Raw genomic sequence first — 13887 nt, 5'->3', positions numbered from 1 at the left:
CGGACTGGTTCCCGTTCGCCCGGCGACAAGCCGTAGAGTGACGCGCACGCACGGAGGACGGCTCCGGCCGGGCAACCGTGTCGGGATGCCGGTCCGCCCGTGCGGGTATGCGTGCCCGGAACGGACTGCCGCGTCCGCGCCGGGCCGCCCGGGCACGAGATCGACCGCCCGCGTACCAGAACGACGGCCCGGGGACGAGGAAACGGGGGGTGCATGAGTACGGAAGCACGCCGCGCCTCGGTCCCCCCGCGCCCGGACGTGCCGCCCCAGCCCGGCGTCCCGCCCCGCCCGGCCACTCCTCCCCGCCCGTCCCGGCCCCCGGCCGCCCCCACGGACCGGGAGGGCGCCGGCCAGGCCCCCGCCGAGCCGCCGTCCCGCGACCCCGCACGCCGGGCGACCCCCGACGCGGAGCCGCGGGAACCCGCCGTACCGCCTCGGACGCCCACCGACCCGCCGCGACAGCAGGCCGTGCGGGAGGGCGCGCGTGAGGTGACTCCCGGCCCGGCCGAGCCGCAGGGCGGGCGTCGAGGGTCCGCCGGCCCGGCCGGAGCTCGGGCGACCACCCGGGGCGAGGGCACAGCCGGCGAGGGCACGGTCGGCGACGGCTTCCCCTCCTCGGACACCGACTTCCCCTCCTCGGACACCGGCTCCCCCTTCTTCCGCACCGTCCCCCGCTTCACCGACCTGCGGGCCCAGCACACGGACGCCATGCCCCCGCCACCGCCGCCCGCGTCGGCCCGCTTCCCGGACACCCCGCCGCAGCCGGCCCCGCCCGCGCAGACAGCACGACGCGACGACACCGGGACGCCCGCGCGAGCCGAGGAACGCCCGGCCGCCCCCCAGGTCCCCCGTCCCGCCCCGCCGCACGACTTCCGTCGCGCCCCCCGGCCCACCAGGCCGGCCACCCGCCCCACCCCCTCGGACGACTCCCGCCCCGAGGGCTCGGGCAGCGCGTCCCTCCGCCCCGGTACGACTGCTCCCCGTCCCGCCGACAGGGATGCCACCCGCCCCGCCGGCCCCGAGACCTCCCCTCCCGCGGGCACCCGTCCCACCGGCCCCGAGGACACGCGTCCCGCCGGCACGGACGGCTCCCGGCCCGCCGGTTCGGACGACCTCTTCTCCGCCGGCTCGGGCGCCCGTCCGGTCGCGCCGCCGCCTTCCCGACCCGTCGTTCCTCCGCCGCCGGCCTCCCGTCCCGCGAGCTCGCCAGGCGCCCCCTCGGACGCGCCCGGGTCCGAGAGCGCCTGGTCGCCGTTGCCCCGCGGCTGGGTGCCCGCGCCCGGGCGGAGTCGGCGGGAGACCGAGGCAGAGGGCGCCGCGGGCGGCCCGCGCGGTGACTCCCGGGCGGTCCCGGCGGAGGCGGACGACGGGCCGGCCTGGAGCCCCGGCGCGGCCGTGCGGCAGCCCGGGTTCACCGTGCCGCCCGCCCCTGCCGCGCCCCCCGTGCCGACGGCTCCGCAGCGGACCGACAGCGGACCGGGCATGGCGGGCGGCCCCGATCCGTCGCTTTCGTGGAGCGCTCCCATGACCCCGGGCGGCACCCTCGGCGCCACCCGGCCCGTGGTGACCTTCGCGCGGCCCGAGGGGTACGGGGACAGGCCCCGGACCTTCGGCCGGCGGGGACGCGTCGCTACGGCCGCCGCCTGTGTCGTCCTCGGCCTGGGGCTCATCGGCGGTGCGGTCACCGGCAGTTGGCTGGTCGGGGACTCGGCGGACGCCGCCGAGCGCAGCACCTACGTCACCGCCGGCGGGCTGTGGCACAACGTGCCGGTCGATCAGCTGTTCCCGCCCACGGTCGACGGTCAGGGCGCGGGTCCCGGCGGCGCCGACCGCACCTGGACACGGATCGCCGTCGCCCCGGACGGCGGCTGCGCCGACGCCTTCGACCCGCTGCTGCTCAAGGCCCTCGCCCCGGTCGGCTGTCAGCGGCTCCTGCGTGCCACCTACACCGACGTCACCCAGAGCTATGTGACCACCGTGGGCCTGCTGTTCACCACGGCCGACGCGGCCGCCATGCGTGCGCTCGACACCCGTTTCACCAAGGAGGGGCTGGCCGAGCGGACGGACCTGATGCCCCGGCCGTACGCAGCCAAGGGCACCGTCGCCGCCGCCTTCGGCGCCGGGCAGCGCGCGGCGTGGACGGTCTCCGTCCTCACCGACGCGCCCGTCGTCGTCTACGCCGTCTCCGGCTGGGCCGACGGCCGTGTGGTCGACACCCCGCAGCCCGCCCCGGCGGCCACCGCGGCGGGCGCCACCACGGCCCCCGCCCAGGCGGGCCTCGGCAACGAGGCCCAGGGCCTCGCCGACCGCATCGAGCGCGGCCTGCGCAAGACCGCCGTCACGCCCTCGGAGCAGCCCTCATGAGCACCCGTACGACCCGTACGACCCGCAGGGCCGGGCTCCTGTGCTGTCTCCTCGCCGCCGCCGTCGCCCTCGTGCCGCCCTCCACCGCCTACGCCGACGGCATCCGTGCCAAGCAGTGGGCCCTGGAGGCCCTGCACACCCAGGAGGCCTGGCAGACCACCAAGGGCGGGGGCATCACCGTCGCCGTCCTGGACACCGGCGTCGAGGCCGACCACCCCGACCTCGCAGGCAATGTGCTCACCGGCAAGGACATGGTCGGCTTCGGAGCCGGGCCGGGCGAGCGCGCGTGGGCCCGCCACGGCACCGCGATGGCGGGCATCATCGCCGGTCACGGCCATGGAGACGGCAACGCGGACGGTGTGCTCGGCATCGCCCCGGAGGCGAAGATCCTGCCCGTGCGCGTGATCCTGGAGGACGGCGACGCGCAGCGCGCCAAGGCCCGCAACACCCGCGGCAACGCCCTCGCCGAGGGCATCCGCTGGGCCGCCGACCAGGGCGCCGACGTCATCAACCTCTCCCTGGGCGACGACTCCGCCTCCGCCCATCCCGAGCCCGCCGAGGACGAGGCCGTCCAGTACGCGCTGAAGAAGGGCTCGGTCGTCGTCGCCTCGGCCGGCAACGGCGGCGAGAAGGGCGACCACATCTCCTACCCGGCCGCCTACCCGGGCGTCATCGCCGCGACCGCCGTCGACCGCTACGGCACCCGCGCTTCCTTCTCCACCCGGCGCTGGTACGCCACGGTCAGCGCGCCCGGCGTCGACGTCGTCATCGCCGACCCGGACCACAAGTACTACGAGGGATGGGGCACCAGCGCCGCTTCCGCCTTCGTCTCGGGGGCCGTGGCGCTCATCAAGGGCGCCCACCCCGGGCTCACTCCGGCCCAGATCAAGAAGCTCCTGGAGGACACCGCCCGCAACGCCCCCACCGGCGGGCGCGACGACTCCCGCGGCTTCGGGTTCATCGATCCGGCCGCCGCGATCAAGGCCGCCGCCGGGCTCGAGCCGGAGGGCCTGCAGTCCGCGGCCTACGGCGAGCGGTACTTCGGCTCCGGCCCGGACAAGCCGAAGGCGGACGACGACACGGCCGGCTGGGCGGGCCTGCTCGCGGGCGGTGCCGGGGGAGTGCTGCTGGTGACGGCGGTCGTCCTGTGGCGCGGCCGCCGCGAGCGCGACCGGCCCGAGGCCTACGAGGGGCTCTAGCTATTCGGCGGACGGCGAGGCGGACGCGGACGCGTCCCGCATCGCCGACACCGCCGCCCGCGCCACCTGCTCGACCAGCGAGATCCCGGCCGCCTGCGTCGCGTTGCCGTTCGACAGCACGGCCACCAGGCAGTCGTGGCCGTCGACGGTCACCCGGCCGATGCTGTTGATGTCCCACAGCCCGGTCGTGCTGCGCGCCAGCCAGCCGTTCTTCAGCGCCCACGAGGACCCGTCGGCCGCCGCCGAGACGCCCCAGTGCTGGTCGACGGCTATCTGCCCCATCAGGCCCTTGAGGTACGTGCGCGACGCCTCGCTCAGCTCCGAGTCGTCCCCGAAGACCTGCTGGAGCAGGATGAGCTGATCGGCGGCCGTGGTCTGGGTCAGGCCCCACAGCATGTCGTCGCCGCCCGCGGTGTCCGTCAGCCCGAACCGCTCGTTCGCGGCGTCGAGCCCCTCCGCCTTCCCGATGATCCGCCACAGCGCCGACGCCGAGTCGTTGTCACTGTTCTCGATCATCGCGGTGGCGTACGTCTTCTCGGCAGTGGTGAGATGCCGGTCCGCGTCCTGTGCCTGGAGCAGCAGCGTCGCCAGGATGTCCACCTTGACGATGCTCGCCGTGTCGAAGGCGTTCTCGCCGTACGTGGCGTTGTCGCCGGAGTCCAGGTCGAGCACGGCCGCGGACACGGCCGCGTCCCCCGGCACGGTCACCGACTTCAGCGCGGACGCCAGCAGCGCGTCGTGGTCCACCTCGGGCGCCGCCACCGTCTCCACCGACACCTTTCCGCTTCCCGAACCGGACGCCGACGGCGTCGCGGAGGACGACGACGATACGGCTCCCGTCCCCGAGTGCGCCTGTGCCTTCACATAAACGGTCCCGCCCGCCGTCGCCGCCAGGACGGCGACCGTGGCGAGCGCGGTGCGCAGGAGCGGACGGCGCCGGGAGGGGTGAGCGCGGCGGTCGCGACGTGCTCTGGAGGACTCCATGACCGTTGATGCTCGGGCCGCCGACTGTGCGCGCCGTTAGACGGAGGTTAGAGGCGCGTCAGGGATGTCTGAGAATCCCGTGAAAGTCGTCACCGCCGTGTTTCGGGCCCCGCACAAGCCCAGCATCATCCCCCCGATAGGGTCGACGACCGTGGCGAACAAGAACATTCCCGACTCCGGCTTCTCCGACGACGACGGCTCCGCCGACCCCGGGCTGAGCGCGGCGTTGGCCGCCTGGGCCGAGGACCGCACCGCCGTGGGCCCGGTCCTGGCGGCCCTCAAGGGCGCCCGGCTCCTCGTGCCCGTGGTGGCCGTGCTCGGCGAGGTGGAGGAGGACGAGAAGGGTCTGCGCCGCGAGAAGACGAGCGACATGGCGGTGCCGACGCTGAAGGCGGGCGCCCGCACCGCGCTGCCCGCCTTCACGTCCACCGACTCCCTGGCCCGCTGGGACCCCGAGGCCCGACCGGTCGCCGTACCCCTGCACCAGGCGCTTCAGGCCGCCGCCCACGAGAAGGCGGACACGGTCGTCCTCGACCTGGCCGGACCGGTGGCCTTCGAACTGACCGGACCGGCGCTGCTGGCCCTCGCCGAGGGCCGCACCTCGACCGACCCGCTCGCCGACCCGGCGGTGCGGGCGGCGGTACGGGCCGCCGCGGCCGCCGAACCGGCGGTCCTCAGCGCCCACCTCGGGCCGGGGCGGGCGGACGGCACCCTCGCCCTCGTCCTCGATCCGGCCGCCGTCCCCGCCGAGGCCGCCCGGGCGGTGGCCGAGCGGCTCGCCGCCGACGAAACACTGAGGGCCCGCCTGGTGCGCGGCCTCGACCTGGCACTGCTGCCGGCCGGGACGACGCCTCCGGGCGAGCCCCTGTACGTGAAGAGCTGAACCGACGGCTCAGCCGTAGATCGGGCCCGTGTACTTCTCACCCGGGCCCTGGCCCGGCTCGTCCGGGACGAGCGACGCCTCGCGGAAGGCCAGCTGGAGCGACTTCAGACCGTCGCGCAGCGGCGCCGCGTGGAAGGAGCTGATCTCGGTCGCGCTCCCGTCCAGCAGACCGGCGAGGGCGTGGATCAGCTTGCGGGCCTCGTCGAGGTCCTTGTACTTGTCGCCCTCCTCGGTGAGGCCCAGCTTCACGGCCGCGGCGCTCATCAGGTTGACGGCGACCGTCACGATCACCTCGACGGCGGGGACCTCGGCGATGTCGCGGGTCATCTCGTCGAAGTCGGGGGTGCCGGGGGTCTCGGCGGAGCCGGTGGGGGAGGTCTCACTCATGCCCCACACGATAGGCGCAGGCCGGTCCGGGGTTCGTACCGAGGCTCGATTGGCCGTTCCTGGCGCCGACTGGTAATCTCGTGTATCGACCGGTCGGACACGCGTGCCCCTCAGCAGGCGGATCCGGCCCACAAGTGGAGGCTCCGAACTCCCACCCGACCGTCCCCAGGGATGGCGGGTCACCCCGGTCAGGCGGCCACCATCGTTCCGTACGGACGATGGAGTCGCCCGGTAGTGCGCCCCGCGATCCTTGCGGCGGTGCTCCGGTAGTGCTTGGAGCCCCGCATGTGATCGTTCGGGGCATTTTTTTGTGCTTCGGCGTGGTTATAAAACTACCGAACACAGACGTTACGCGGCCGTCCGCCAGACTGCCGTGTGGTGCTACCAAGGAGGATCCATCAGCACTGAGCCCCGCATCAACGACCGGATTCGCGTTCCCGAAGTGCGACTTGTCGGTCCCAGTGGCGAGCAGGTCGGCATTGTGCCGCTGGCCAAGGCCCTGGAGCTTGCGCAGGAGTACGACCTCGACCTGGTCGAGGTGGCGGCGAGCGCTCGCCCGCCGGTCTGCAAGCTCATGGACTACGGGAAGTTCAAGTACGAGTCGGCCATGAAGGCCCGTGAGGCGCGCAAGAACCAGGCGCACACGGTCATCAAGGAAATGAAGCTCCGGCCGAAGATCGACCCGCACGACTACGACACCAAAAAGGGTCACGTCGTCCGGTTCCTCAAGCAGGGCGACAAGGTCAAGATCACGATCATGTTCCGTGGTCGCGAGCAGTCCCGGCCGGAACTCGGCTACCGACTGCTGCAGCGTCTCGCGTCGGACGTCGAGGACCTCGGCTTCATCGAGTCGAACCCGAAGCAGGACGGCCGGAACATGATCATGGTTCTCGGCCCGCACAAGAAGAAGACCGAGGCCATGGCCGAGGCACGCCAGGCGCAGGAGGCCCGCAAGGCCGAGGCGAAGGCCAACCCGGGCCGCTCGCAGAACGCCGCGGACGCCGACGCCGTGAACGCCGAGGGCGACCTCGCCGAGGGTGACCTCGCCGAGGGTGACGTCGAGGACGGCGTCGAACTCGAGGCTGACGCCGAGGCCCCTGCCGAGGCTTCCGCCGAGGCGTGATCCGCGGGACGCGAGTCCCCTGGACATAACCGATACCAGCGACGTTCCACCGTGCCCGGTTTCACGACCGGGCACCGGAACGCCACCGACGAGGAGAGAACGGCGCTATGCCGAAGAACAAGTCGCACAGCGGTGCCAGCAAGCGCTTCAAGATCACCGGCTCCGGCAAGGTGCTCCGTGAGCGCGCCGGCAAGCGCCACCTGCTCGAGCACAAGTCGTCCCGCGTGACGCGCCGCCTCACCGGCACCGCCGAGATGGCCCCGGGCGACGCCGCGAAGATCAAGAAGCTTCTCGGCAAGTGACGTCGGGCGCGTCGATGCGCGCCTGACCTCAGACCGGGACCCAATCGATTCCGGGTCGTGTGAGTCCCACCACGACCCCGCTACAAGGAGTTAAACAAGTGGCACGCGTCAAGCGGGCAGTCAACGCCCACAAGAAGCGCCGGGCGATCCTCGAGGCGGCCTCCGGCTACCGCGGTCAGCGTTCGCGCCTGTACCGCAAGGCCAAGGAGCAGGTCACCCACTCGCTGGTCTACAACTACAACGACCGCAAGAAGCGCAAGGGCGACTTCCGTCGGCTGTGGATCCAGCGCATCAACGCCGCTGCCCGCGCCAACGGCATCACGTACAACCGCTTCATCCAGGGTCTGAACGCGGCGAACATCGAGGTCGACCGCAAGATCCTGGCCGAGCTGGCCGTGAACGACGCCACCGCGTTCGCCGCGCTGGTCGAGGTCGCGCAGAAGGCCCTCCCGGCGGACGTGAACGCGCCCAAGGCCGCGTGACGCTGCGCCGGCTCTAGGCCGACGTGACTGAAGGACCCGCAGGTTTCAGCCTGCGGGTCCTTTGCTGCTTGCCCGTTCCGGCGGTCGTTCGGGTGCGGGCTGTCGGTGGCCGGTCGCGCCCACGCGGCGGAGCCGCACATCGATAGAGCCCCGCGCCCCTCGGGGGTCGCAGTCGCCCCCGCTGCCAAGCCGGCCGCACAGATACCGAAGGTGAACCACATGCCCCCCGCCAGCCCCGAGCTGATCTCCCCCCGTTCGCCCCGGGTCGCCGCCGCCCGGCGGCTCGCCAGGCGGAACTTCCGGGGGAAGGAACGGCTGTTCCTCGCGGAGGGGCCGCAGGCCGTCCGGGAGGCGGCCGCGCATCGGGCCGACGGCGACGACGCGACCCTCGTGGAGCTGTTCGCCACCGTCGAGGCCGCGGAGCGCTACGCCGACATCGTCGGCGAGGCCCGCGCCGCCGGGGCCCGGGTGCACCTCGCCGACGAGCAGGTCATCGAGGACGTCTCCACCACCGTCACCCCGCAGGGGCTCGTCGGGGTCTGCCGCTTCCTGGACACGCCCTTCGAGCAGATCCTCGCCGCCCGGCCGAAGCTGGTCGCCGTACTGGCCCATGTGCGCGACCCCGGCAACGCCGGCACCGTCCTGCGGTGCGCGGACGCCGCGGGCGCCGACGCCGTCGTACTGACCGATGCCTCCGTCGACCTCTACAACCCCAAGGCCGTCCGTGCCTCCGTGGGCTCCCTCTTCCACCTTCCCGTGGCGGTCGGGGTCCCCGTCGAACAGGCCGTGGCCGGGCTGAAGGACGCCGGGGTACGGATCCTCGCCGCCGACGGCGCCGGGGACGACGACCTCGACGACGAGCTGGACAAGCGGACGATGGGCGGGCCCACGGCGTGGGTGTTCGGGAACGAGGCCTGGGGGCTCCCCGAGGAGACCCGGGACCTCGCGGACGCCGTCGTGCGGGTTCCGATCCACGGGAAGGCCGAGAGCCTGAACCTCGCGACCGCCGCCGCCGTATGTCTCTATGCATCGGCCCGTGCACAGCGCGCCTCCGGAGGGTGCCGCTCCGTCACCGAGAGCTAGTAGGGTGACCAGCTCGGGGGCCCCTCAGTCGTCTGAGAGGTGGGGTACGGGGAATGAGCGTCGGCATGAGCGGTACACGGGATGCGCAGACCGGTCCCGACGCCGCCGCACCCCGGCCGGACGGTGACCTCGCCGGCCTCGGCATCGACCCCGACGACCTGCCCGACGGGCTCGTGGTCGCCGACGAACACGGGCACGTCGTCTGTTTCAACGCCGCCGCCCAGCGCATCACCGCCGTCTCCGCCGCCGACGCCCTCGGCCGGCGGCTCGAGAAGGCCCTGCCGCTGGAGGACCTCGAAGGCCGCCGCTGGTGGCAGTTGACCGACCCCTACGGCGGCCTCGCCATCCGGGTCGGACAGCCCGAGCGCAACCTGCTGCTGCCCGGCGGCCGCGAGGTGCTCGTCACCGTGCGGTACGTCCGCGGCGAACCCACCGGACCGGTCCGCCGGGTCGTCGTCTCGATCCGCGACACCGAGGCCCGGCGGCGCACCGAACGCAGCCACGCCGAGCTCATCGCCACCGTCGCCCACGAGCTGCGCTCGCCCCTCACCTCGGTCAAGGGCTTCACCGCCACCCTGCTCGCCAAGTGGTCGAGGTTCACCGACGACCAGAAGCGGCTGATGCTGGAGACCGTCGACGCCGACGCCGACCGGGTCACCCGCCTCATCGCCGAGCTGCTCGACATCTCGCGCATCGACTCCGGGCGGCTGGAGCTGCGCCGCCAGCCCGTCGACATGGGCGCGGCCGTGGGACGGCACATCCAGGCCTACGTCGCGGCCGGACAGCCGGCCGACCGGTTCCTGCTGCGCCTCGAACAGCCGCTGCCCGCCCTGTGGGCCGACCCCGACAAGGTCGACCAGGTCCTCAGCAACCTCATCGAAAATGCGGTGCGCCACGGCGAGGGAACCGTCACGATCGACATCACGCCCGCCGCCTCTCCCCGTGAGGGAGAGGACACCGGCACATCGGTCACCGTGAGCGACGAGGGCGCAGGCATCCCGGAGGAGTCCATGAACCGCGTCTTCACCCGCTTCTGGCGGGGCAGCAAGCGCGGCGGCACGGGCCTTGGGCTGTACATCGTCAAGGGCATCGTCGAAGCCCACGGCGGCATCATCACGGTCGGCCGCGCCCCCGGCGGCGGCGCCGAGTTCCGATTTACGTTGCCCGTGAGCGTCCCGGCGTATCTCACCTGAGAACCTGCCGGGCGGCCCGCGGGCGCATGCGCACACCTTCACCCCGTTAGACTCGGCCTTTGGCACCTTTGTGTCCCATGGACGGCCCTCTGACCTCTGCGTGAGTCGGTGACGGGGACCTTCAGCCAGCCAATCGGAAGCACGGGAAGAGATGTCGGCACCGAATAAGTCGTACGACCCGGTAGAGGTCGAGGCGTTGAAACCGCAAGAGATCGAGCGCATGCGGGACGAGGCGCTCGCCGCCTTCGCCGCCGCGGACTCCCTCGACGCACTCCAGGAGGCCAAGGTCGCCCACACCGGCGGCACGTCGCCGCTGGCCCTGGCCAACCGCGAGATCGGCGCCCTGCCCCCGCACGCCAAGGCGGCCGCCGGCAAGCTGGTCGGCCAGGCCCGGGGCGCGGTGAACAAGGCCCTCGCCGCCCGCCAGGAGGAGCTGGAGGCCGAGCGCGACCAGCGCGTGCTGGTCGAGGAGGCGGTGGACGTCACACTGCCGTACGACCGCGTGCCGGCCGGCGCCCGCCACCCGCTCACCACCCTGTCGGAGCGCATCGAGGACGTCTTCGTGGCCATGGGCTACGAGGTCGCCGAGGGCCCGCAGGTCGAGGCCGAGTGGTTCAACTTCGACGCCCTCAACATCGGCCCGGACCACCCGGCCCGCGGCGAGGCCGACACGTTCTTCGTGCAGGGCCCGCAGGGCGGCACCGAGTCCGGTGTCGTGCTGCGCACCCACACCTCGCCGGTCCAGATCCGCTCGCTGCTCGGCCGTGAGCTGCCGGTGTACGTGATCTGCCCCGGCCGCGTGTACCGCACCGACGAGCTGGACGCGACGCACACCCCGGTCTTCCACCAGGTCGAGCTGCTGGCCGTGGACGAGGGCCTGACCATGGCCGACCTCAAGGGCACCCTGGACCACATGGTCCAGTCGCTGTTCGGCGAAGGCATGAAGACCCGGCTGCGGCCGAACTTCTTCCCCTTCACCGAGCCGTCCGCCGAGATGGACATGGTGTGTTACGTCTGCCGCGGCGAGTCCGTCGGCAACCCCGACCGCCCCTGCCGGACCTGTTCCAGCGAGGGCTGGATCGAGCTCGGCGGCTGCGGCATGGTCAACCCCAAGGTGCTGGCCGCCTGCGGCGTGGACCCGGAGAAGTACAGCGGGTTCGCCTTCGGGTTCGGCATCGAGCGGATGCTGATGTTCCGCCACAACGTCGAAGACATGCGAGACATGGTCGAGGGTGACGTCCGGTTCACCCGGCCGTTCGGGATGGAGATCTGATGCGGGTCCCGCTTTCCTGGCTGCGGGAGTACGTCGACCTGCCGGCCACCGAGACCGGCCGTGACGTGCAGGCCAAGCTCGTCTCGGCGGGCCTCGAGGTCGAGACCGTCGAGCCCCTCGGAGCCGACCTCAAGGGCCCGCTCGTCGTGGGCCAGGTGCTGACCATCGAGGAGCTCGAGGGCTTCAAGAAGCCGATCCGCTTCTGCACCGTCGACGTCGGCACCGCCAACGGGACCGGCGAGCCCCAGGAGATCGTCTGCGGCGCCCGCAACTTCGCCGTCGGCGACAAGGTCGTCGTGGTCCTCCCGGGCGCCGTCCTCCCCGGCAACTTCGCCATCGCCGCACGCAAGACGTACGGCAAGACCTCCCACGGCATGATCTGCTCCGGCGACGAGCTGGGCATGGGCGACGACGGCAGCCACGGCATCATCGTGCTGCCGCCGGAGACCGAGGTCGGCAAGGACGCCATCGAGCTGCTCGAGCTGGTCGACGAGGTCCTGGACATCGCCGTCACCGCCAACCGCGGCGACTGCCTGTCCATCCGAGGCGTGGCCCGCGAGGTCGCCATCGCCTACGGTCTGCCGCTGCGCGACCCGGCGCTGATCGACGTACCGGCGCCGAACGCCTTCGGCTACCCGGTGCAGGTCTCCGAGCCGATGGGCTGCGACCGCTTCACCGCCCGCACCGTCACCGGTCTGAGCCCCGAGGCACGCTCCCCGATCTGGCTGACGCGCCGGCTCCAGAAGGTCGGCATGCGCCCGATCTCCCTCGCCGTCGACATCACCAACTACGTGATGATGGAGATCGGCCAGCCGCTGCACGCCTACGACCGTTCGCTGGTCCAGGGCACCATCGGCGTGCGCCGGGCCGGGGAGGGCGAGCGGATCGTCACCCTCGACGGGGTGACGCGCGAGCTGCACGCCGAGGACCTGGTGATCACCGACGACCGCGGTCCCATCGGCCTCGCCGGTGTCATGGGCGGCGCCAACACCGAGATCGCCGATCACGACGCCGCCGAGAACGGAGGCGCCTCCACGACCGACGTGGTCATCGAGGCCGCCCACTTCAACGCGGTGTCGATCGCGCGTACGGCCCGCCGGCACAAGCTGTCCTCCGAGGCGTCCAGGCGCTTCGAGCGCGGTGTCGACCCGCAGGCCGCGGCGGCCGCCGCGCAGCGCACGGTCGACCTGCTGGTCCTGCTCGCGGGCGGTACGGCCGACGCGGGCGTCACGGAGATCATCGCCCCCTCCGCCCCGCACACGATCAGCATGCCGGCCGACCACCCGGACAAGGTCGCGGGCGTGGAGTACGGCCGCGAGACCGTCGTCCGCCGCCTCCAGGAGATCGGCTGCGACGTGTACGGGCAGGACGAGCTGCTCGTCACCGTCCCGTCCTGGCGGCCCGACCTCGCCGAGGTCAACGACCTGGCGGAGGAGGTCATCCGGCTGGAGGGCTACGAGAACCTGCCCTCCACGCTGCCCAAGCCGCCCTCGGGCCGCGGTCTCACCCACCGCCAGCGCCTGCACCGCCGCGTCGGGCGCGCGCTGGCCGGCGCCGGCTACGTCGAGGCGCCGAACTACCCGTTCATCGCCGAGCAGGTCTTCGACCAGCTCGGCCTGGACGCCGACGACCCGGCCCGCCGTGTCGTGAAGCTCACCAACCCGCTCAACGACGAGGAGCCCGCGCTCCGTACGTCGCTGCTGCCGGGCCTGCTGGCCGCCCTGCGCCGCAACGACGGCCGGGGCTCGCACGACCTGGCGCTCTTCGAGACCGGGCTGGTGTTCCTCCCGCAGGAGGAGCAGCGCGTCGCCGGGCACCTGCCCGTCGACCGCCGTCCCACCGACGAGGAGCTCGCGTCGCTGGACGACGTGCTGCCCGCGCAGCCGCGCCATGTCGCCACCGTGCTCGCGGGCGCCCGCGAGCAGGCCGGCTGGTGGGGCAAGGGCCGTCCGGCGGACTGGGCCGACGCCGTCGAGTCCGCGCGTGCCGTCGCCCGTGAGGCGGGGGCCGAACTGATCGTCCGCAGCGGGCAGTACGGGCCGTGGCACCCCGGCCGGTGCGCCGTGCTGCTGGTCGTCGTCGACGGCGCCGAGCGCGTCGTCGGCCATGCCGGTGAGCTGCACCCGCGGGTACTGAAGGCCTTGGGGCTGCCCTCGCGCACCTCCGCGATGGAGCTGGACCTGGACGTGTTGGAGCAGGTCGGCGACGACACGCCCCAGGCGCCGAGCATCTCGGTGTTCCCGGTGGCCACGCAGGACGTCGCCCTCGTCGTCGACCGGTTCGTCCCGCACGCCGAGGTGGAGGCGGCGCTGCGCGAAGGCGCGGGTGAACTGCTGGAGGGAATCCGGCTGTTCGACGTCTACGAGAACGCGGACCAGCTCGGTGACGGGCGGAAGTCGCTCGCGTACGCGCTGCGCTTCCGTGCGCACGACCGGACGCTGACCGTCGACGAGGCGTCGGCCGCCCGGGATGCGGCGGTCGCCCTGGCGGGCGAGCGTACGGGAGCCGTTCTACGCGGTTAGGAGTCGGTGCGGTGCCGGGGGAGCCGCGTTCCCGGTCGGCGGCGACGCCGTCCGCGCTCCCTCGGTCACCTCACTCCTTCGGGTGAGATCTT

Annotated in this window: 12 protein-coding genes; 10 read left to right on the top strand and 2 right to left on the bottom strand. The window is 72.9% G+C overall.

Features of this window, described 5'->3' with window-relative positions; translation table 11 throughout:
• The first annotated feature begins 213 nt into the window (after nt 1-213).
• Together ACIRPU_RS15245 and mycP are read left to right on the top strand one after the other, a co-directional pair.
• Entirely contained in the window at nt 214-2364 is a 2151-nt protein-coding gene (locus tag ACIRPU_RS15245) for a hypothetical protein (RefSeq protein WP_403866716.1), read from the top strand.
• Nucleotides 2361-3563 carry a type VII secretion-associated serine protease mycosin gene (gene mycP, locus ACIRPU_RS15240; protein WP_403866714.1) on the top strand — a complete coding sequence of 401 codons (1203 nt, stop codon included), beginning with the start codon at nt 2361-2363 and terminating at the stop codon, nt 3561-3563. The genes ACIRPU_RS15245 and mycP overlap by 4 nt, the downstream gene beginning before the upstream one ends.
• On the opposite strand, the gene ACIRPU_RS15235 is transcribed toward mycP, so the two are convergent.
• Nucleotides 3564-4547, bottom strand: coding sequence for a serine hydrolase (locus tag ACIRPU_RS15235; protein ID WP_403866711.1), 984 nt, complete (start codon nt 4545-4547; stop codon nt 3564-3566).
• 151 nt (nt 4548-4698) lie between these two features.
• Between ACIRPU_RS15235 and ACIRPU_RS15230 the strand changes: the two genes are divergently transcribed.
• Nucleotides 4699-5430 (top strand): SseB family protein, encoded by a 732-nt coding sequence (locus ACIRPU_RS15230; protein WP_403866708.1) that lies wholly within the window; start codon nt 4699-4701, stop codon nt 5428-5430.
• A gap of 9 nt (nt 5431-5439) precedes the next feature.
• On the opposite strand, the gene ACIRPU_RS15225 is transcribed toward ACIRPU_RS15230, so the two are convergent.
• Nucleotides 5440-5817 (bottom strand): DUF1844 domain-containing protein, encoded by a 378-nt coding sequence (locus ACIRPU_RS15225; RefSeq protein WP_403866705.1) that lies wholly within the window; start codon nt 5815-5817, stop codon nt 5440-5442.
• Nucleotides 5818-6190: 373 nt separating this feature from the next.
• Here ACIRPU_RS15225 and infC point away from each other — a divergent pair, with 373 nt between their 5' ends.
• The 7 genes from infC to pheT all read left to right on the top strand — a co-directional run bounded on the left by infC (nt 6191) and on the right by pheT (nt 13795).
• A complete protein-coding gene (gene infC, locus ACIRPU_RS15220) occupies nt 6191-6940 on the top strand; it encodes a translation initiation factor IF-3 (protein ID WP_403866702.1) in 750 nt (249 codons plus the stop codon).
• A gap of 107 nt (nt 6941-7047) precedes the next feature.
• Complete coding sequence (gene rpmI / locus ACIRPU_RS15215) at nt 7048-7242, top strand: 50S ribosomal protein L35 (protein ID WP_006374321.1); 195 nt, start codon at nt 7048-7050, stop codon at nt 7240-7242.
• A gap of 98 nt (nt 7243-7340) precedes the next feature.
• Nucleotides 7341-7724: a 50S ribosomal protein L20 gene (gene rplT / locus ACIRPU_RS15210; protein WP_020132316.1), complete on the top strand. Its 384-nt coding sequence runs from the start codon at nt 7341-7343 to the stop codon at nt 7722-7724.
• A gap of 219 nt (nt 7725-7943) precedes the next feature.
• A complete protein-coding gene (locus tag ACIRPU_RS15205; RefSeq protein WP_403866698.1) occupies nt 7944-8807 on the top strand; it encodes a TrmH family RNA methyltransferase in 864 nt (287 codons plus the stop codon).
• Between the two features lie 53 nt (nt 8808-8860).
• Nucleotides 8861-10000 carry an ATP-binding protein gene (locus ACIRPU_RS15200; protein ID WP_403866695.1) on the top strand — a complete coding sequence of 380 codons (1140 nt, stop codon included), beginning with the start codon at nt 8861-8863 and terminating at the stop codon, nt 9998-10000.
• A 151-nt stretch (nt 10001-10151) separates the two neighbouring features.
• The gene (gene pheS, locus ACIRPU_RS15195; protein ID WP_403866692.1) at nt 10152-11273 is read left to right on the top strand and encodes a phenylalanine--tRNA ligase subunit alpha; all 1122 of its coding nucleotides are present in this window, start codon (nt 10152-10154) and stop codon (nt 11271-11273) included.
• On the top strand, nt 11273-13795 hold the full coding sequence (pheT, locus tag ACIRPU_RS15190; RefSeq protein WP_403866689.1) for a phenylalanine--tRNA ligase subunit beta: 2523 nt from the start codon (nt 11273-11275) through the stop codon (nt 13793-13795). Before pheS ends, pheT begins: the two co-directional genes overlap by 1 nt.
• Nucleotides 13796-13887: the final 92 nt, after the last annotated feature.

It is taken from the genome of Streptomyces sp. NPDC102259 (assembly GCF_044766465.1).
GTDB lineage: Bacteria > Actinomycetota > Actinomycetes > Streptomycetales > Streptomycetaceae > Streptomyces.
This window is presented reverse-complemented; position numbering and strand designations above follow the sequence as displayed.